This is a genomic window from Streptomyces sp. NPDC040432 (genome assembly GCF_055595445.1).
The window spans coordinates 57,625-76,730 of record NZ_JBVIVP010000007.1 but is presented as its reverse complement, the minus strand read 5'-3'; the positions used below and the strand labels follow the sequence as shown (position 1 = coordinate 76,730).

General features: G+C 71.4%; 17 protein-coding genes. 8 read left to right on the top strand and 9 right to left on the bottom strand.

The features are described 5' to 3' along the window. Window positions 1-271: 271 nt before the first annotated feature. Window positions 272-622 (top strand): WhiB family transcriptional regulator, encoded by a 351-nt coding sequence (locus ACZ58N_RS17595; protein WP_471160262.1) that lies wholly within the window; start codon window positions 272-274, stop codon window positions 620-622. Window positions 623-662: 40 nt separating this feature from the next. Here ACZ58N_RS17595 and bagB read toward each other — a convergent pair whose 3' ends face one another. Beyond that, window positions 663-1,901, bottom strand: coding sequence for an ATPase BagB (gene bagB, locus ACZ58N_RS17590; protein ID WP_471160260.1), 1,239 nt, complete (start codon window positions 1,899-1,901; stop codon window positions 663-665). Beyond that, window positions 1,898-2,884 carry an ATPase BagA gene (gene bagA, locus ACZ58N_RS17585; protein ID WP_389699706.1) on the bottom strand — a complete coding sequence of 329 codons (987 nt, stop codon included), beginning with the start codon at window positions 2,882-2,884 and terminating at the stop codon, window positions 1,898-1,900. The genes bagB and bagA overlap by 4 nt, the downstream gene beginning before the upstream one ends. 72 nt (window positions 2,885-2,956) lie before the next feature. On the opposite strand from bagA, the gene ACZ58N_RS17580 reads away from it, so the two are divergent. From ACZ58N_RS17580 to ACZ58N_RS17565, 4 genes are all read left to right on the top strand, one after another. Next, window positions 2,957-3,118, top strand: coding sequence for a DUF4177 domain-containing protein (locus tag ACZ58N_RS17580; RefSeq protein WP_007264966.1), 162 nt, complete (start codon window positions 2,957-2,959; stop codon window positions 3,116-3,118). Continuing rightward, window positions 3,115-3,588, top strand: coding sequence for a RidA family protein (locus ACZ58N_RS17575; protein WP_388890750.1), 474 nt, complete (start codon window positions 3,115-3,117; stop codon window positions 3,586-3,588). Before ACZ58N_RS17580 ends, ACZ58N_RS17575 begins: the two co-directional genes overlap by 4 nt. 200 nt (window positions 3,589-3,788) lie before the next feature. Then, complete coding sequence (locus ACZ58N_RS17570; RefSeq protein ID WP_471160256.1) at window positions 3,789-4,703, top strand: NUDIX hydrolase; 915 nt, start codon at window positions 3,789-3,791, stop codon at window positions 4,701-4,703. Then, window positions 4,700-5,545 (top strand): MBL fold metallo-hydrolase, encoded by an 846-nt coding sequence (locus ACZ58N_RS17565; RefSeq protein WP_471160254.1) that lies wholly within the window; start codon window positions 4,700-4,702, stop codon window positions 5,543-5,545. The genes ACZ58N_RS17570 and ACZ58N_RS17565 overlap by 4 nt, the downstream gene beginning before the upstream one ends. A 334-nt stretch (window positions 5,546-5,879) precedes the next feature. Here ACZ58N_RS17565 and ACZ58N_RS17560 read toward each other — a convergent pair whose 3' ends face one another. Further along, window positions 5,880-6,683, bottom strand: coding sequence for a nucleotidyltransferase domain-containing protein (locus ACZ58N_RS17560; RefSeq protein ID WP_471160251.1), 804 nt, complete (start codon window positions 6,681-6,683; stop codon window positions 5,880-5,882). A gap of 152 nt (window positions 6,684-6,835) precedes the next feature. Then, on the bottom strand, window positions 6,836-7,510 hold the full coding sequence (locus ACZ58N_RS17555) for a Crp/Fnr family transcriptional regulator (protein ID WP_003981529.1): 675 nt from the start codon (window positions 7,508-7,510) through the stop codon (window positions 6,836-6,838). Between the two features lie 248 nt (window positions 7,511-7,758). Between ACZ58N_RS17555 and nth the strand changes: the two genes are divergently transcribed. From nth to ACZ58N_RS17540, 3 genes are all read left to right on the top strand, one after another. Then, on the top strand, window positions 7,759-8,631 hold the full coding sequence (nth, locus tag ACZ58N_RS17550; protein WP_471160250.1) for an endonuclease III: 873 nt from the start codon (window positions 7,759-7,761) through the stop codon (window positions 8,629-8,631). A 129-nt stretch (window positions 8,632-8,760) separates the two neighbouring features. Next, a complete protein-coding gene (locus ACZ58N_RS17545) occupies window positions 8,761-9,477 on the top strand; it encodes an NUDIX hydrolase (protein ID WP_471160247.1) in 717 nt (238 codons plus the stop codon). 13 nt (window positions 9,478-9,490) lie between these two features. After that, complete coding sequence (locus ACZ58N_RS17540; RefSeq protein ID WP_471160244.1) at window positions 9,491-10,693, top strand: MarP family serine protease; 1,203 nt, start codon at window positions 9,491-9,493, stop codon at window positions 10,691-10,693. A 440-nt stretch (window positions 10,694-11,133) separates the two neighbouring features. Here the strand turns inward: ACZ58N_RS17540 and ACZ58N_RS17535 are convergent, their stop codons facing one another. The 5 genes from ACZ58N_RS17535 to ACZ58N_RS17515 all read right to left on the bottom strand — a co-directional run bounded on the left by ACZ58N_RS17535 (window position 11,134) and on the right by ACZ58N_RS17515 (window position 18,994). After that, on the bottom strand, window positions 11,134-12,105 hold the full coding sequence (locus tag ACZ58N_RS17535) for an alpha/beta fold hydrolase (protein ID WP_471160242.1): 972 nt from the start codon (window positions 12,103-12,105) through the stop codon (window positions 11,134-11,136). Beyond that, window positions 12,102-12,563, bottom strand: a complete 462-nt coding sequence (locus tag ACZ58N_RS17530) for a phage holin family protein (RefSeq protein ID WP_471160240.1) — start codon at window positions 12,561-12,563, stop codon at window positions 12,102-12,104. The genes ACZ58N_RS17535 and ACZ58N_RS17530 overlap by 4 nt, the downstream gene beginning before the upstream one ends. Before the next feature lie 54 nt (window positions 12,564-12,617). After that, the gene (nhaA, locus tag ACZ58N_RS17525; RefSeq protein ID WP_471160238.1) at window positions 12,618-14,039 is read right to left on the bottom strand and encodes a Na+/H+ antiporter NhaA; all 1,422 of its coding nucleotides are present in this window, start codon (window positions 14,037-14,039) and stop codon (window positions 12,618-12,620) included. Window positions 14,040-14,252: 213 nt separating this feature from the next. Continuing rightward, a complete protein-coding gene (gene acs / locus ACZ58N_RS17520) occupies window positions 14,253-16,250 on the bottom strand; it encodes an acetate--CoA ligase (protein ID WP_471160236.1) in 1,998 nt (665 codons plus the stop codon). Between the two features lie 179 nt (window positions 16,251-16,429). Continuing rightward, window positions 16,430-18,994, bottom strand: a complete 2,565-nt coding sequence (locus tag ACZ58N_RS17515) for a SulP family inorganic anion transporter (RefSeq protein ID WP_471160233.1) — start codon at window positions 18,992-18,994, stop codon at window positions 16,430-16,432. Window positions 18,995-19,106 lie beyond the last annotated feature (112 nt).

Here is a 19,106-nt window from a genome sequence, read left to right as displayed (position 1 = left end):
GGTGGACACATGTCCGAATCTCGCCCTTCGCTCTGTCGGCCGCTTACCGGCAGCCCCCGATTTCACCCGAATCGCCGGAATGGTCGGGCATGTCGTCCGATCACTCCGTCGGGTGATCTGCCGCTTACCCATAGTCCGTTCGGACCATTCAAGATTGGGCCCGTCGGGGGTGTTGCACTGTGCCCACCTTCCGTAACGTCCTCAACTGGCAGCGGTGAATATGCCGCTACCGCCGTGGGGGAGCCTCGATTCGGGAGAGGACGGCGCCGGGATGGGCTGGGTTACCGACTGGAGTGCGCAGGCAGCCTGCCGCACTACCGATCCGGATGAACTGTTCGTTCAAGGAGCGGCACAGAACAGGGCCAAGGCGGTGTGCACCGGATGTCCGGTGCGGACCGAATGCCTGGCCGACGCGCTCGACAATCGTGTCGAGTTCGGAGTATGGGGCGGAATGACCGAGCGGGAACGACGCGCGCTGCTGCGCCGGCGTCCCACCGTCACCTCGTGGCGACGGCTGCTCGAAACCGCCCGCACCGAGTACGAACGCAGTACGGGCATCCTCACCATGGATGTCGAAGCGGAGATCGACGTTTCGTACGAGACGTACGCGGCAGCCGGGTAGATCACCCGGGCACCACGTCGCACGCGAACCGTGCGAACGCCTATGCTCCGGCCGGCACCCCGGCCGAGAGGCACTCTCCGATGGCCCGTAGCCCGGCGAGGTCGTGTACGTCGCCGGGCAGGGCGGTCACTTCCGTCACCGCCACTTCGGGGTGCAGCGAGGTGAAGCGATCGCGTGTGCGCCGTTCACGCGCGATCACCTGCATCCGTTCCGCGTGCAGGCGCAGCAGTCCTGCGGTGACCTCGTCCACGTCGGGGGAGCCGTCGTCGGCGGCGTCACGAAGTCCAGCTTTCCCGGACTCCTGATCGACAATGCCGGTCTCTTCAAGATTCTCTGCGGCGGCCAGGGCCCGTTCCGCGGAGAGTTGGCCGGCGCCACTTCCGTGGACCCGGTTCAGCACCAGCCCGGCCAGCGGCATCCGTTCCGCCGCCAGCCGTTCGACGAAGTACGCCGCCTCGCGCAGGGCGTCCGGCTCGGGCGCCGCGACCACGAGGAAGGCCGTACCGGGGGCCTGGAGCAGCTTGAACGTCGCGTCCGCGCGGGTGCGGAACCCGCCGAACATCGTGTCCATCGCGGCCACGAAGGTCTGGACGTCCTTCAGCAGCGAAGCGCCCATCAGCTTGCTCAGCGTGCCCGTCATCATCGACATGCCGACATTGAGGAACTTCATCCCGGCCCGGCCGCCGACCTTGGCCGGGGCCATCAGCACCCGGATGAACTTCCCGTCCAGGAAGGACCCGAGGCGCTTCGGCGCGTCGAGGAAGTCCAGCGCCGACCGGCTCGGCGGCGTGTCGACGATGATCAGGTCCCAGTCGTCCTGGGCCCGGAGCTGGCCCAGCTTCTCCATCGCCATGTACTCCTGCGTGCCCGCGAAACCGGCCGACAGGGACTGGTAGAAGGGGTTCGCCAGGATCGCGCGCGCCCGCTCGCCGTCCGCGTGCGCCTCGACGATCTCGTCGAAGGTCCGCTTCATGTCCAGCATCATGGCGTGCAGTTCGCCCGTCCCGCCGCCCTCCTCCAGGGGGACCCGGCGCGGGGTGTTGTCCAGCGAATCGATGCCCATCGACTGGGCGAGCCTGCGGGCCGGGTCGATGGTCAGCACGACCGCCTTGCGGCCGCGTTCGGCCGCCCGGACGCCGAGCGCCGCGGCCGTGGTGGTCTTGCCGACGCCGCCCGAGCCGCAGCACACCACGATGCGGATCCTCGGATCGTCCAGCAGTGCGTCGACCGCCAGCCTCGGCGGTGTGTCCAGGCCCATGGTGTCCACACCCTCGCTCATTCGGCGTCCGCCTGCTTGCGCAGCTCCGCGGCCAGTTCGTACAGCCCGGCCAGCTCCATCCCCGAGCCGAGCAGGGGGAGTTCGTACGTCGGCAGGTCCAGCCCCGCCAGGGTGGCGCGCTGCTCCCGCTCCAGGCGCACCCGGCCCGCGTGCTCCGCGGCCTGCGCGAGCAGGGGGTCGACCAGCCGTTCGGCGAGCCCACCGCGTCGGGCGCCGCCCAGCCCCGCCCGGGACAGGGCCTGCGCGATCCCGGCGCGGTGCTCGCCGGCCGCGGCGCGCAGGGTGTCCTCGTCGACGTGGTGCGGGCGCACCATGTTGACGATGACGCGGCCCACCGGAAGGCCGGCCTCGCGCAGTTCCGCGATGCCGTCGGCGGTCTCCTGGACGGGCATCTCCTCCAGCAGCGTCACCAGGTGCACCTCGGTCTCGGGGGACTTGAGCACCTTCATGACGGCCTGGGCCTGGTTGTGGATCGGCCCGAACCGGGCGAGGCCCGCGACCTCGTCGTTGACGTTCAGGAAGCGGGTGATCCGCCCGGTCGGCGGGGCGTCCATGATCACGTGGTCGTAGACGAACCTGCCGGCCTTGTCCTTGCGGCGCACCGCCTCGCACGCCTTGCCGGTGAGCAGGACGTCCCGCAGACCGGGCGCGATGGTCGTCGCGAAGTCGATCGCGCCGAGCTTCTTGAGCGCGCGTCCCGCCGAACCGAGCTTGTAGAACATCTGGAGGTAGTCCAGCAGCGCCCGCTCGGCGTCGATGGCGAGCGCGTACACCTCACCCCCGCCCCCGCCGGGCGCGACGGCGATCTTCCGCTCCTCGTAGGGGAGCGCTTCCGCGCCGAAAAGCTGTGCGATGCCCTGCCTGCCCTCGACCTCCACCAGAAGTGTCCGCCTGCCCTCGCGTGCGAGGGCGAGCGCGAGTGCCGCGGCGACCGTGGTCTTGCCGGTGCCGCCCTTGCCGCTGACCACCTGGAGCCTGCTCACAGCGTCCGAGCCTAACGACTCGGTCCACGGGCCGCGCATGAGCCCCGCACGACAGGCACTACGCTCGCCCCCATGACCAAGAAGTTCGAATACGCGACGGTCCCCCTGCTGGTCCACGCCACCAAGCAGATCCTGGACACCTGGGGCGAGGACGGCTGGGAGCTCGTCCAGGTCGTGCCCGGCCCGAACAACCCCGAGCAGCTCGTGGCCTACCTCAAGCGGGAGAAGGCATGAGCGGCGTCGTCGACGCGAAGCTGGCCGAGCTCGGCCTGACGCTGCCGGAGGTCGTTCCTCCGCTGGCCACCTACCAGCCGGCCGTGCGCTCGGGTTCCTACGTGTTCACCGCGGGCCAGCTGCCGATGGTCAAGGGCAGCCTGCCGGTGACCGGCAAGGTCGGCGCCGAGGTGTCCGCGGAGCAGGCCAAGGAGCTCGCCGCCACCTGCGCGCTGAACGCCCTGGCCGCCGTCAAGTCGGTGGTCGGTGACCTCGACAAGATCGCCCGCGTCGTCAAGGTCGTCGGCTTCATCGCCTCCGCCCCGGACTTCACCGCCCAGCCGGGCGTGCTGAACGGTGCGAGCGAGCTGCTCGGCGCCGTCCTCGGCGAGAAGGGCGTCCACGCCCGCAGCGCGGTCGGCGTGGCGGTCCTGCCGCTCGACGCCCCCGTCGAGGTCGAGATCCAGGTCGAGCTGGTCCCCGGAGCCTGACACGGGCTCTTCGCCGCGCGGCCGTCGTCGGCCGCGCGGACTTCGGCCGCTGCCCAGGCAGCGGCCGTTCCGTTTCCTGGGCTCCGGGCCGCTCCGGTCCGGAGCACAGCACCGACCGCACGGCCTTCGGGGTTCGTCGTCGGGGCAGGTCACAGCGGGTGCCCCTCGAACATCGGGCCGGATGGTCGTAGCATCCGGCCATGCCGAACGGTCAGCACGGTCAGTCGCCGCCCAGTCAGCCCGCCGGGGGCCAGTGGTACCCCCCGGAGTGGCCCGACCGCATCCGCGCGCTCGCGGACGGTTCGCTCACCCCGGTCGCGCCCAGACGCGCCGCCACGGTGATGCTGCTGCGCGACACCCCCGCCGGACCCGTCGTGCACATGCTGCGCCGCCGCTCCTCCATGGCCTTCGCGGGCGGCGCGTACGCCTATCCGGGCGGCGGGGTCGACCCGCGCGACGAGGACCGCCGCATCGGCTGGGCCGGCCCGGACCAGGACGACTGGGCCGCACGCCTCGGCACCGACGCCGCCTCCGCGCAGGCCATCGTGTGCGGAGCCGTCCGGGAGACCTTCGAGGAGGCCGGTGTCCTGCTCGCGGGGCCCACCGCGGACACCGTCGTCGGCGACACCACCGGGGACGACTGGGAGGCCGACCGGCAGGCCCTCGTGGGCCGGGAGCTGTCCTTCGCCGAGTTCCTCGACCGGCGCGGCCTGCTGCTGCGCTCCGACCTGCTCGGTGCCTGGGCCCGCTGGATCACCCCGGAGTTCGAGCCGCGCCGTTACGACACGTGGTTCTTCGTCGCGGCCCTCCCGGAGGGGCAGCGCACCCGCAACGCCTCCACCGAGGCGGACCGGACCGTGTGGATCGCTCCGTCGGCCGCGGCCGACGGGTACGACAAGGGCGAGCTGCTGATGATGCCGCCGACCATCGCCACGCTGCGGTCGCTGGAGCCGTACGTGAGCGCCGCAGACGCGCTCGCGGGCGCCGCCGCGCAGGACCTGACCGCGATCGTGGCCAAGGCCACCCTGGAGGACGGTGAGCTGGTCCTCAGCTGGCCGGGCCACGACGAGTTCACCAAGCGCGTCCGCTCCGACCGTCCGGGAGGCCCCGCATGACCGATGCAGCGGCCCTGCCGGGCCAGCCCCGCGGAGTGGTCTCCTCGGGGCGCGCGACCGCCCGTGCCGTCAACGTCCTGGCCCCCAACGCCTCCGCGATGACCCTGGACGGCACCAACACCTGGCTCGTCAGCGAACCTGACTCCGACCTCGCCGTCGTCATCGACCCCGGCCCCCTCGACGAGACGCACCTGCGGGCCGTCATCGCCGCCGCCGAGCAGGCCGGCAAGCGGATCGCGCTGACCCTGCTCACCCACGGCCACCCGGACCACGCCGAGGGCGCCGGCCGCTTCGCCGAGCTCACCCGTACGAAGGTCCGTGCCCTCGACCCGGCCCTGCGCCTGGGGGACGAGGGGCTGGCCGCGGGGAACGTGATCCGCACCGGCGGCCTGGAAATGCGGGTCGTGGCCACCCCCGGACACACCTCCGACTCGCTCTGCTTCCACCTGCCGGCCGACCGGGCCGTCCTGACCGGCGACACCATCCTCGGCCGCGGCACCACCGTCGTCGCCCACCCCGACGGCCGCCTCGGCGACTACCTGGACTCCCTGCGCCGGCTGCGCTCCCTCACCGTCGACGACGGCGTGCACACGGTGCTGCCGGGCCACGGGCCGGTCCTGGAGGACGCGCAGGGCGCCGTCGAGTACTACCTGGCCCACCGCGCGCACCGGCTCGCACAGGTCGAGACGGCCGTGGAGGACGGCTTCGTCACGCCGGAGGCGGTCGTCGCCCGGGTCTACGCGGACGTGGACCGGTCCCTGTGGCCGGCCGCGGAGTGGTCCGTACGGGCGCAGCTGGAATACCTCCAGGACCACGGGCTGATTCCCGGCGGGCCGGAGTGAACACGCTCTTCGTGCTGCTCGCCGTGCCGGCCGCCGCCGGGTGGATCACCTCGACCATGGCGCTGCGGTCCCGGGCGCTGTAGGACAAGGTCGACGGGCTGGAGCGCCGGCTCGGCCTGCTCCTGGAGCACCTCGGCATCGACGAGCCGGAGCCGGCCGGGCTGGACGAGCTGCCCGCGCTGATGCGCGACGGCCGCACTGTTTCGGCCATCAAGGTCTACCGGGGCATCAAACGACGTCCCGACCCGAGGCGGCCCGCCCTACGCCCCGATCCCGTGCCGCACGTGCCCGACGCCCCGACCTCCTGCCGCGCACGCCCTACGCCCGCCATGCCTCAGGGGCGGGGCGACTTCGTGCCGAGCCGGGCCGTGTACTCGTCCGCGAGCCACGGGCCGAGGTCCTCCACGTACCGGCGTGCCACGGCCGGGTCCCCGACGGGCTCCAGGGCCACCTCGGCCGCCTCCCGCAGCTGTGCGGCGCGCTCGGGGTAGTAGTGGCCGAAAATCTCCGCGGACTCGCGCAGGTCGCTGCTCCAGCCACCCCACCGGGGCATCACCAGGGTGAACGCGGTACGCACCAGGTGCCGGGAGAAGAAACGATTCATCCTGCGGTATTCGGCGGGCGTGGCGGCGGCCTCGGCCCGCTTGCGCCATTGGGGGAGCAGGGTGGCCAGATCGCCGTTCAGCTCGCGGGCCAGCAGGGCGTCCGGACGGTACCGGGGCAGGTGCTCGGCCAGGTCCGCCCCGAGCAGTGGGGTGCACAGGCAGGCGAGGAACCATCCCAGGTCGTGGCGTTCCCGCTCGCTCAGCAGCCGGTCCTTGCCGAACAGCAGGATGCCGACGCCTTCGACCTCGCCGAACTCATCGTCGAGCCCGCGCCCCAGGACCTCGGCCGTGCCCCGGTCCTCGTCGGTCGGCTCCCGGTGCAGGGCGATCAACAGGTCGAGGTCCGAGCGCCCCGGTCGGGCCGTGCCGCGCGGCACGGACCCGTAGAGGTAGGCGCTGTGCAGCCTGCGCCCGTACGCCTCGGAGATCCGGCCTCGGGCGGTCGCGACGAGGTCGGTGAACTCCGGCTGCACCCGACCCAGCGAGCCCTCCCGCTCGAAGTACCCGTCCGCGTCCAGACCTCTGTGCTCCATGACCCCGCTCCGCCCTTCCCTCGGCCGGCGCCCGCCGAGCCCTTCCGGAACCGCTCGCGCGCCACTCCCCACGCCCGGACGCGTGAAGGGGCCCCGCCCGGCCGGGCAGGACCCCTTCACGACGACTGCCGCGGTGTGCGGCGCGCGGTGCGTCAGCGCGAACGCTTGGCGAGCCGCTCCACGTCCAGCAGGATCACGGCGCGGGCCTCCAGGCGGAGCCAGCCGCGGCCCGCGAAGTCGGCCAGGGCCTTGTTCACGGTCTCGCGGGAGGCGCCGACGAGCTGTGCGAGCTCTTCCTGCGTCAGGTCGTGGACGACGTGGATGCCCTCCTCGGACTGCACGCCGAAGCGGCGCGACAGGTCCAGGAGCGCCCGGGCCACGCGGCCGGGAACATCGGAGAAGACCAGGTCGGACATCTGGTCGTTGGTCTTGCGCAGGCGGCGTGCGACGGCGCGCAGCAGCGCGGTCGCGACCTCGGGCCGGGCGTTCAGCCAGGGCTGGAGGTCACCGTGGCCGAGGCCGAGGAGCTTGACCTCGGTCAGCGCGGTGGCGGTGGCGGTGCGCGGGCCCGGGTCGAAGAGCGACAGCTCGCCGATCAGCTCGCCGGGGCCGAGGACGGCCAGCATGTTCTCGCGGCCGTCGGGGGAGGTGCGGTGGAGCTTCACCTTGCCCTCGGTCACCACGTACAGCCGGTCACCGGGGTCGCCCTCGTGGAACAGGGCGTCACCGCGTGCGAGGGTCACCTCGCCCATGGAGGCGCGGAGCTCCGCGGCCTGCTCGTCATCGAGCGCCGCGAAGAGCGGGGCGCGCCGCAGAACGTCGTCCACGAGTCTCTCTCCTATGTCGACCAGCCTGGGGACCGCTCCCCATTTTGCCGGACGGCTCAAACAGTGCGATCAATCACAAGGATGCCGGACGGACGGGCGTGCTGTGCGGCGAGGGACCAAACGGAGTGGTGTTACCTGAGGTCCGGGCGGGTGTCGGCGGCCGCCCTTAGGCTGGCCGGGTGTCCAATAAGCCGGTGAGAGCACAGGCCAAGGGGTCCGCACGAGTGACGGGGACCCAAAATTCAGCCGTGGGCGAACAGGCCCCCGTGGCGCCGCCCAGGAAGGCTCCGACCGCCCCCCAGGGCAAAGCTTCGGCCAAGAAACCGAAGCCGGTGGCCGCCGCGAAGCCGGAATCCCATCTGGCGATGGTCCGCCGGGCCCGCCGCATCAACCGGGAACTGGCCGAGGTGTACCCGTACGCCCATCCGGAGCTCGACTTCCGGAACCCGTTCGAGCTCCTGGTCGCCACCGTGCTGTCCGCGCAGACCACCGACCTCCGGGTGAACCAGACGACACCGGCCCTCTTCGCCGCCTACCCCACGCCCGAGGACATGGCCGCCGCCGCCCCCGAGGACCTGGAGGAGATCATCCGGCCGACCGGGTTTTTCCGGGCGAAGTCGAAGTCCCTCCTCGGCCTCTCCCAGGCCCTGCGGGACAACTTCGGCGGCGAGGTGCCCGGCCGCCTCGAAGACCTCGTCACCCTTCCCGGAGTCGGTCGCAAGACGGCGAACGTCGTCCTCGGCAACGCCTTCGGGGTTCCCGGCATCACCGTCGACACCCACTTCGGACGGCTGGTGCGCCGCTTCCGGTGGACCGACCAGCAGGACCCGGAGAAGGTCGAGGCCGAGATCTGCGCGATCTTCCCCAAGAGCGAGTGGACGATGCTGTCGCACCGCGTCGTCTTCCACGGCCGCCGCATCTGCCACTCCCGCAGGCCCGCCTGCGGCGCCTGCCCCATCGCCCCGCTCTGCCCCTCGTACGGAGAGGGTGAAACGGACCCGGAGAAGGCCGAGAAGCTGCTGAAGTACGAGAAGGGCGGCCAACCCGGCCAGCGCCTGACCCCGCCCCCGGACTACCCGGGCCTCCCGGCCCCGCCGCTGGGGGCCCGTACGGAGGCCTGAGCGGCGGTGTGAGGGGTACGGAGCCGGCGGGAGCACCGTCGGCCCCCGTACCGCCGTACGGGGTGTCGCGGAACGAATCGGTACCCGGACCGCGTTCAGCGGTGTGGGAGAACACGGACAGGGGTGCCTATGACGCGCGGGACACGGGACGAGACCACGGCGGCCCCGGCCGCCCGCGAGGGCCTGACCCTCACGACGACCGGCCTGCCCGCCTGGCTCGACCCCGTGGTGGCGGCGGCCCGGACCGTGCGGCCTCGCCAGCTCAGCCGCTTCCTGCCGCCCGAGGACGGCGGGGGCCGCCAGTCCGCCGTGCTCATCCTCTTCGGGGAGGGCCCGCGCGGCCCGGAGCTGCTGCTCCAGGAACGCGCCGGCACGCTGCGCTCGCACGCCGGGCAGCTCTCCTTCCCGGGCGGCGCCCTGGACCCGGAGGACGGCGACCCCCACACCACGGGCCCGCTGCGCGCCGCGCTGCGCGAGGCCGTCGAGGAGACCGGCCTCGATCCGTCCGGGGTCCAGCTCTTCGGTGTGCTGCCCCGGCTCTACATCCCGGTCAGCGAGTTCGTGGTGAGCCCGGTACTGGGTTGGTGGCGGGAGCCCTCCCCGGTCGGCGCGGTGGACCCGGCGGAGACCGCCCGGGTCTTCACGGTTCCCGTGGCGGATCTCACGGACCCCGAGCACCGGGTCACCGTGGTCCATCCCGGCGGCTACCAAGGCCCCGCGTTCCAGGTGGAATCGGCCCTGGTCTGGGGCTTCACGGCCGGGGTGATCGACCGGATCCTGCACTTCGCGGGTTGGGAGCTGCCGTGGGACCGCTCACGTCACGTCCCGCTCGACTGGCGTGCATGAGACGGTGGCCCACGTGAACGTGCTGGACATCCTGTTGCTGCTCGCCGCCGTGTGGTTCGCGATCGTCGGCTACCGCCAGGGGTTCGTCGTCGGCATCCTGTCGGTGATCGGCTTCCTCGGCGGTGGCCTCATCGCCGTGTCCCTGCTGCCCCTGATCTGGGACCGGGTGACCGACAACGGCAGTCAGGTGACCACGACCGTCGTCGTCATCGCCGTCGTCGTGATCATCATCTGTGCCTCCATCGGCCAGGCCCTGACCACCCATCTCGGAAACCGACTCAGACGCCACATCACCTGGTCACCGGCCCGCGCCGTCGACGCGACCGGCGGCGCGCTGGTCAACGTCGTCGCGATGCTGCTGGTGGCCTGGCTGATCGGGTTGCTGCTCGCGGGCACCTCGCTGCCCACGCTGGGCAAGGAGGTCCGCAACTCCAAGATCCTCCTCGGCGTTTCGGAGGTGCTCCCCGCCCAGGCGAACACCTGGTTCTCGGACTTCAGCACCACCCTCGCCCGCAACGGCTTCCCACAGGTCTTCAGCCCGTTCTCGAACGAGCCGATCACCGAGGTCAAGGCGCCCGACCCGGACCTGGCCAGCAGTGGCGTGGCCGAGCAGGCGAAGCTCTCGATCGTGAAGGTCGTCGGAACCGCGCCCAGTTGCAGCAAGGTCCTGGAGGGCACCGGCTTCGTCTTCGCCCCCGGCAAGGTGATGACGAACGCGCACGTCGTCGGCGGCGTCGGCGAGCCGACCGTCCAGGTCGGCGGCGAGGGCAAGCTCTACGACGGCAAGGTCGTGCTCTACGACTGGGAGCGTGACATCGCCGTCCTGGACGTGCCCAAGCTGAAGGCGCCGGTACTGGAGTTCGCCGACAAGGACGCGGCGAGCGGCAGCGACGCCATCGTCGCCGGCTTCCCGGAGAACGGCGCCTACGACGTCCGCGCGGCCCGTGTCCGTGGTCGGATCAACGCCAACGGCCCGGACATCTACCACCGGGGCACCGTCCAGCGCGACGTCTACTCGCTCTACGCGACCGTGCGCCAGGGCAACTCCGGCGGCCCGCTGCTCACGCCCGACGGCAAGGTGTACGGGGTCGTCTTCGCGAAGTCGCTCGACGACCCGAACACCGGGTACGCGCTGACGGCGGACGAGATCCGCGACGACATCCGCATCGGCAGGACGGCCGAACGCCGGGCCGACAGCCAGGGCTGCGCCCTGTAGCAACCGTCGTCCGACCTGTGAGGACGCGTGAGGGGGCACCGCTGAGCGCGGTGCCCCTGCTGGTTTCGCGGTGTCCCGGCGCCGTTCCTACATGCGCGGGTGGCGCAGCCTGGCCGAGACCCAGCGGGCCCGGCGGCGCAGGATGCGTGGGATTCCGAGCCGGGGGTCGTGAAGGTCCCGGCCGGTCCTGTCGTGATCGCCCGGCGCTGCGGCCGAGCGGCGTTCTCGTGCGGTGTCACCGTAGTCGTGCGTCCAGCCCATACAACGAGCTGTGCCCGGGCCCCAAGGTCGGTAATCCCGTCCGGGGCGGCCAATTGGCCTATGCGGCGGGCAATTGAATGCTCGTAAGACAGGCATACGAATCGGCTGTCGGTCCGTCACCGGCGCCCGACGCTCCGTCAAGGGGCGCCGTCCCGAAGGCCGGTGCGCGGGCTCGTCGATCAGCGGTCGGGTTCGGGGTCGCCCAGCCAGTTCACGAGCTCGGTCGAGAAGGCCACGGGGTCCTCCTCGTGCGGGAAGTGCCCGAGTCCGTCGAACAGCCGCCAGCGGTAGGGGGCTTCGACGTACTCGCCGGACCCGGCCGCGCTGCGCGTGCGCATCACGGGGTCGAGCGAGCCGTGCAGGTGCAGGGTCGGTACCCGTACCGGCCTCTTCATCCGCCGGTTGAACTGCAGTCCGTCCGGACGGGCCATCGACCGCATCATCCACCGGTACGGCTCGATCGAGCAGTGGGCCGTCGAGGGGATGCACATCGCCCGCCGGTACACGGCGAGGGCCTCCTCGTCGGCGCCGTCCCCCTGGAAGCGCGGGCCGGACCAGTCGCGGATCAGCTGGCCGACGAGGGCGCCTTCGTCGGCGACGAGCTGCCGCTCGGGGATGAACGGGCGCTGGAAGCCCCAGATGTGCGAGCTCGCCCGGGTCTGCCCGAAGTCGGCCAGCATCGCCGAGCGCCAGCGGCGCGGGTGCGGCATCGAGGAGACCACCAGCCGGCGCACCAGCTTGGGCCGCATCACGGCCGCCGTCCAGGCGAGGTAGCCCCCCAGGTCGTGCCCGACGAGCGCGGCATCCGGTTCGCCGAGGGAGCGGACGACGCCGGTGATGTCGAGCGCGAGGTTCGCCGGGTCGTAGCCGCGCGGGGTGCGGTCGCTGCCGCCGACACCGCGCAGGTCCATGGCGACCGCGCGGTACCCGGCGTCGGCGAGGGCGCTCAGCTGGTGCCGCCACGTCCACCAGAACTGCGGGAACCCGTGCAGCAGGAGGACCAGCGGGCCGTCACCGACCTCCGCGACGTGGAACCTCGCACCGTTCGCCGCGACGTCCCGGTGCGTCACCGGCCGTCCGTCGGGCAGGTCGAGCCGGACCGCCGTGGCGGCGGTGGGCGGGGTACCGGCGTCGGGCGAGGGGGCTGTCATGAGGTCGAGCGTGCCACACCCACGACGTTGTCACTGACCGGGCGCGGGTGCGGCTTGACGGTACCGACGAGGGCGGCGGTCTGCTTGACGGAGTCGATGGTCTTCACCGGCGGCTTGATCTTCTTGAGCATCCTCATGGCCACCAGCCCGACCAGCGCCGCGAGCAGCACGAACGCGCCGAAGACGATCAGGAAGGACCAGGCGAGGCCCAGCCCGAGGTTGTGGATGCCGTACGCCGCGGCGAAACTCGCCACCGGGAGGGAGAAGAGCAGCAGCACTCCCGCGACGATCGCCGCGCCGCTGCCGATGCCCGCGCGCTTGACGTCCTGCTTGATCTCCACCTTCGCGAGGGCGATCTCGTCGTGCACCAGGGCGGACATCTCGGCGGTGGCCGAGGCGACCAGCTGGCCGAGCGTGCGCTCGGCTCCCGGGGTCCCCTGGTCCTCCACTGCGCTCATCTCTGTCTCCCTCTGTCGTCTGCTTCCGGCGGCTGTCCTCCGTCGTCAGACAGATCATGCCGGACGGTCGCCGCGCGTGCTGGACCCGCCCGCCGCTTCGGAGTCCGTCGGAGCGGCCTCGAAGGCCCTGCGGCGGTGCTCGGCGGCCTTCTCCTCGTAGATCTTCGCCATCCGCAGGTGGTAGTCCGGCTTGTCCTGTTCGTAGATGTCCGGGATGCCGTCGAGGTCCTCGTCGAGCTCCTCGGCCTCGGTCAGGGCCCGGTACTTGCGGTCGCGCATCTTCAGCAGGACGCTCGCCACGATCGCGGCGATGAGGGAGCCGATGAGGACCGCGGCCTTGACCTCGTCCATCAGTACGGCGTCCCCGGGGAAGGCGAGTTCGCCGATCAGCAGGGACACGGTGAACCCGATGCCGGCCAGCGAGGCCACGGCGAAGACGTCGGGCCAGGCCAGGTCCTCGTTCAGCTCGGCCTTGGTGAAGCGGGCGGCCAGCCAGGTGCCGCCGAAGATGCCGACCGTCTTGCCGACGACCAGACCGAGGACCACGCCCAGGGTCTCGGGGCGGGTGAAGACCTGGGCGATGGCGTCGTCGGAGAGCGAGACCCCGGCGGAGAACAGGGCGAAGAGGGGTACGGCCAGTCCGGCGGACAGCGGCCGGACCAGGTGTTCGATGTGCTCACCGGGGGAGTGCTCCTCGCCGTCCTTGCGGGTGCAGCGGAGCATCAGGCCCATGGCGACGCCCGCGATGGTGGCGTGGACGCCGCTGTTGTACATCAGGGCCCAGATCGCCAGGGCCAGCGGGACGTACACGTACCAACCGCGGACGCCCGTGCGGAGCAGGAACCAGAAGAGGACGAGGCCGACGAAGGCTCCGCCCAGGGCCAGGAAGTCGATCTCGCTGGTGAAGAACACGGCGATGATCAGGATGGCGAAGAGGTCGTCGACGACGGCGAGGGTCAGCAGGAAGGCGCGCAGGGCGGACGGCAGGGAGGTGCCGATGACCGCGAGGACGGCGAGCGCGAAGGCGATGTCGGTGGCGGTGGGGACGGCCCAGCCGTCCGTGGAGCCGCTGCCGAGCGTGTTGACGAGTACGTAGACCAGCGCGGGCACGGCCATGCCGCAGAGGGCGGCGATCACCGGGAGGGCCGCTGCCTTGGCGTCGCTGAGGTCGCCGGCGACGAGTTCGCGCTTGAGCTCGATACCGGCGACGAAGAAGAAGATCGCGAGCAGGCCGTCAGCGGCCCAGTGCTGGAGGGAGAGGTCCAGGCCGAGGGCGGAAGGCCCGATGTGGAAGGAGCGGACGCTGTTGTAGCTGTCCGAGATTCCGGGGATGTTCGCCCACATGAGGGCGGCGATCGCGGCCACCAGGAGCAGCACGCCACCGACGGTTTCGGTGCGCAGCGCGTTCGCGACGAAGCGTTGTTCGGGGAGCGAGAGCCTGCCGAGGAACTTGCGGGTGGGCGTGGGGGTGGCCACGGTGGGGAACCTCCGGGTGGTCGACGGCATGGCAAATGCTGTTGCCGACCAGACTTCCCGGCGCACCCTGAGACTTTCGGGCGTCAAATATTGACGCTTCTCTTACTTTACAGGGCGTGCGCGGTCGTATCAGGTGATCTTCACCTTAGACGGGAGGGGGGCGTCCGGCGCGCTGTGCGCCGAACGCCCCCGGGTGTCTCCGCCCGCTGTCCGTCAGTCCTCGTCGGAGGCGCCGGGCAGCTTGTTCTGGATCAGGTCCATCACCGAGGAGTCGGCCAGCGTGGTGACGTCACCGACCGCGCGGTTCTCCGCCACGTCGCGCAGCAGACGGCGCATGATCTTGCCCGAACGGGTCTTCGGGAGCTCCTGCACCGGCAGGATCCGCTTCGGCTTCGCGATGGGGCCGAGCGTGGCACCGACGTGGTTGCGCAGCTCGCCGACGAGGCTGTCCGTCTCCGAGGCGCTGCCGCGCAGGATGACGAAGGCGACGATGGCCTGACCGGTGGTCTCGTCGGCCGCACCGACCACGGCCGCCTCGGCGACGGAGGGGTGCGAGACGAGGGCCGATTCGACCTCGGTCGTCGAGATGTTGTGGCCGGACACCAGCATGACGTCGTCGACGCGGCCGAGGAGCCAGATGTCGCCGTCGTCGTCCTTCTTGGCGCCGTCGCCCGCGAAGTACTTGCCCTCGAAGCGCGACCAGTAGGTGTCGATGAAGCGCTGGTCGTCGCCCCAGATGGTGCGGAGCATCGACGGCCACGGCTCGGTGAGGACCAGGTAGCCGCCCCCGCCGTTGTCGACCTCGTGTGCCTCGTCGTCCACGACGGTGGCCGAGATGCCCGGCAGCGCGCGCTGGGCGGAGCCCGGCTTGGTCTCGGTGACGCCCGGCAGCGGGGAGATCATCATCGCGCCGGTCTCGGTCTGCCACCAGGTGTCCACGATCGGACAGCGGTCGCCGCCGATGTGCTTGCGGTACCAGATCCAGGCCTCGGGGTTGATCGGCTCGCCGACGGAGCCCAGCACGCGCAGGCTCGACAGGTCGAACTTCGCGGGGATGTCGTCGCCCCACTTCATGAACGTGCGGATCGCCGTGGGCGCGGTGTACAGGATGGTGACGCCGTACTTCTGGACGACCTCCCAGAAGCGACCCTGGTGGGGGGTGTCCGGGGTGCCCTCGTACATCACCTGGGTGGCGCCGTTGGCGAGCGGCCCGTAGACGATGTAGGAGTGGCCGGTCACCCAGCCGATGTCGGCGGTGCACCAATAGACGTCGGTGTCCGGCTTGAGGTCGAAGACCGCGTGGTGCGTGTACGCGGCCTGCGTCAGGTAGCCGCCCGAGGTGTGCAGGATGCCCTTCGGCTTGCCCGTCGTTCCCGAGGTGTACAGGATGAACAGCGGGTGCTCGGCGTCGAAGGCCTGCGGGGTGTGCTCGGTCGACTGGCGGGCGACCACGTCGTGCCACCAGACGTCCCGGCCCTCGGTGAAGGCGGTGTCCTGGCCGGTGCGGCGCACCACGAGCACGTGCTCCACCTGCGGACACTTGCCGACGGCCTCGTCGATGGCGGGCTTGAGCGCGCTCGGCTTGCCGCGGCGGTAGCCGCCGTCGGCGGTGATCACCAGCTTGGCGTCGGCGTCCTGGATGCGGGAGGCCACGGCGTCGGCGGAGAAGCCGCCGAAGACCACCGAGTGGGCGGCGCCGACGCGGGCGCACGCGAGCATCGCTACGACCGCCTCGGGGATCATCGGCAGGTAGACGGCGACCCGGTCGCCGGCCCGTACGCCGAGCTCGGTGAGGGCGTTGGCGGCCTGCGAGACCTCGTCCTTGAGCTGGGCGTAGGTGATCGAGCGGCTGTCGCCGGGCTCGCCCTCGAAGTGGATCGCGACGCGCTCGCCGTTGCCGGCCTCGACGTGCCGGTCCACGCAGTTGTACGCGACGTTGAGCTTGCCGTCCGCGAACCACTTCGCGAAGGGCGGGTTGCTCCAGTCGAGCGTCTCCGTCGGCTCCGTGTCCCAGGTCAGCCGCCGGGCCTGCTCGGCCCAGAAGCCCAGCCGGTCCGCGTCGGCCTGTGCGTACGCCGCCTCGGTCACGTTGGCGGCGGCGGCCAGAGCGGCGGGCGGTGCGAACCGACGCTCCTCTTTGAGCAGATTGGCCAGGCTGTCATTGCTCACGACATCTCCCTTTCCCAGGGTGTCCGTTGTGTCCCCGGGCATAGCTCATCAGTTCAGACGCCCAGGTGACAAGGGGTAGCCGAAAATTGGTTTAGACCTATACCACGGCTGCGCCCGTGCTGAGGACGACGCACGAATGGCCCCTTCCCGCCGCAGAGCGCGGGAAAAGGGCCATCCGCTTACACGGTTCCGGGAGAGTATCGGTTCAGGTGCGCGGCGTCTCAGACGCTCTGGCCGACGCTGTCGAAAACCCGACAGTCGAAGAAGTCCTCTCCCTCGGACAGCAGATACGCCTGCGCCTCGCCCACGTGGAAGTACATGCCGTGCAGTTCCAACGTGCCCTCGGCGAGCCGCCGGGCCACCGATTCGTGGGCCCGCAGGTGCTCCAGCTGCTGCACCACGTTGGTCAGACACAGCTGTTCCACGGCGTCGGCCGGGAGCCGCCCCGAGATCCGGGCCCAGGCGTGGTGTCGGCTGCCCATCCGCTCCAGGCTGGGCAGACCGTGGCGCAACCAGCGGCGCAACGGGGTCATCGGCGCCTCGGGGTGGGAGTTCAGCAGGGCCTGCATGGCCCCGCAGCCCGAATGCCCGCACACGGTGATGCTGTCGACCTTGAGCACGTCCACCGCGTACTCGATGGCGGCGGCGACGGAGTCGTCGGTGGCCTCGGCGCCGGGGAGCGGTACGAGGTTGCCCACGTTGCGGACGGTGAACAGGTCCCCGGGACCGCTCGCGGTGATCATGCTCGTCACCAGGCGGGAGTCGGCGCAGGTCAGGAACAGCTGAGACGGTTGCTGGCCCTCGCGCGCCAGCCGGGCCAGCTCGTCGCGGACGTGGGGGGCGGTGTCCCGCTGGAACGTGCTGATCCCGTTCGCCAGTTGGCCCGCGCCGCGGCGCCGGGCGGAGGCCGGCATCACGGCCGACCCGGTGGGCGTACGGGCCTCCGTGTCCCCGGAGTCCCGCTGCCCGTCGCCGCCGGTGGTGGTCGCGCTCACGGCCCGGTGGTCGCAGTGGTTCTGCCAGGGCGTCCAAGGGCGGCAGCACTGGTGCGTCCCGCGCGGTACTGCGGCGCCGCGGTCCCGACCGTCGGTCGTCCGACCGGTCTGCCCCGTCCCCGAGGCGGGGTGGTCCCCGGAGATCGCGGCGCCGGCGCGGCCGGTGAGTTTCAGCGAACCGCCGTGCGCCCGATGGGAGTCCTGCCAGTCGTGCAGGGTCTCGTAGGCGGCGTGGTCCATGAAGGAGCCGTCGACCTCGATCACCGCATGGCTCCTGTGCGGGATCTGGTTGAGCACGCGGCTCAACCGGGGCACCGCGAGGAAGGTCAACTGGCCGCGCGCCTGCACGTGGTGGACGCCGTCCAGCTCTTCCAGGGTGATCCGGGTACGGGCGAGCCTGTGCAGCGCCAGTGCGATGGCGACGGCGATGCCGACGGCCACCCCCTCCAGGACCCCGCCCAGCACCACGGCCACGATGGTCGTCGCGTAGACCAGCACCTCGCGGTGCCGGGTGACCGTGCGCAGGTGGGTGATGGACACCATCTGGATCCCGACGGCCATCACCAACGCGGCCAGCGCCGCGAGCGGGATCAGATCGAGGACCGGGACGAGCAGCCCCGCCGCGACCATCACCCACAGGCCGTGGAACATGGCCGATCTGCGGCTGACGGCACCGGCCTTGACGTTGGCCACGCTGCGGACGGCGACTCCCGTGATGGGCAGTCCCCCCAGCGCACCGGACACGATGTTCGCCGCGCCCTGACCGCGCAGCTCGCGGTCGAGGTCGGCGCGGGCCGGACGGTTCTCCGTGCTGCGCTCGGAGGCGATCAGCTTGTCGGTGGCCACGGAGGACAGCAGCGATTCCACACTGCCGACCAGGGTGATCGTCAGTACGGCGGCGATCAGACCCAGCACCGGCCCCTCGGGCAGTTCCGGCAGGGCGTGGCTGCGCCAGGAGGGCAGGTCGACCCGGGGCAGGGTGAGCCCCGCGAGGACGGCGAACGCCGTCGCCGTGGCGACCGCGGCCAGGGCCGCCGGCACCTTCCGCAGGGCCGCGCCGGCCCGCCCGGGAATCCGGGACCAGCCGAGCAGCACGCACACGGTCAGCGCGCTCACACCGAGTGCCGCCGGATGGAGGTCGGCCAACTGGGCCGGCAGTCCCCGGACGTTGGCCACTGCCGAGCTCTGCGGCGTGCCGCCGAGCACGATGTGGAGCTGGGCCAGGGCGATGGTCACGCCGATGCCCGCGAGCATGCCGTGCACGATCGCCGGACTCACCATGAGCGCCGAGCGGGCGGTCCGCAGCGCGGCGAGCCCGAGCTGGCAGCATCCGGCCAGGACGGTGATGGCGCAGGTGGTCCGCCATCCGTAGCGCTGGATCAACTCGGCGGTCACCACGGTGAGTCCGGCCGCGGGGCCGCTCACCTGGAGGGGGGCACCGCCGAACCGTCCGGCCACGATCCCGCCGACCGCTGCGGCCACCAGTCCCGCTTGCAGGGGTGCTCCGGTGGCGAGCGCGATGCCGAGGGAGAGCGGCAGGGCGATCAGGAAGACGGCGATGGAGGCCGACAGGTCCGCGGAGAGCCTTCCTGGCGACCCCGGGGCGTCCTTGCTGCCGCGGGTGCCCTTCTCGCCTCCGGCGCCCTCGGCTGCCTCGGTGTCGGGTGGGGGCGCCGGGGGCGTGTCCGTGGTGGGGGCGTGCGTCGCGCCGGCGGTGTGCGTGGTGGTGGGGTGCTGTGCCGCGGCGGCCTGGGCGGCCGGGCCCGGCACGGCTGGGGTGGGGGCTGTCATGGGTTCCCGTTTCCTCTGGGGGAGGGGTGAAGCGGCGGGAGTCTCAACACTCAGTAAATGGATGGTAATGGAGAGTAAAGGGAAGGTGGTGATAATACGGGCAAATGGTCTA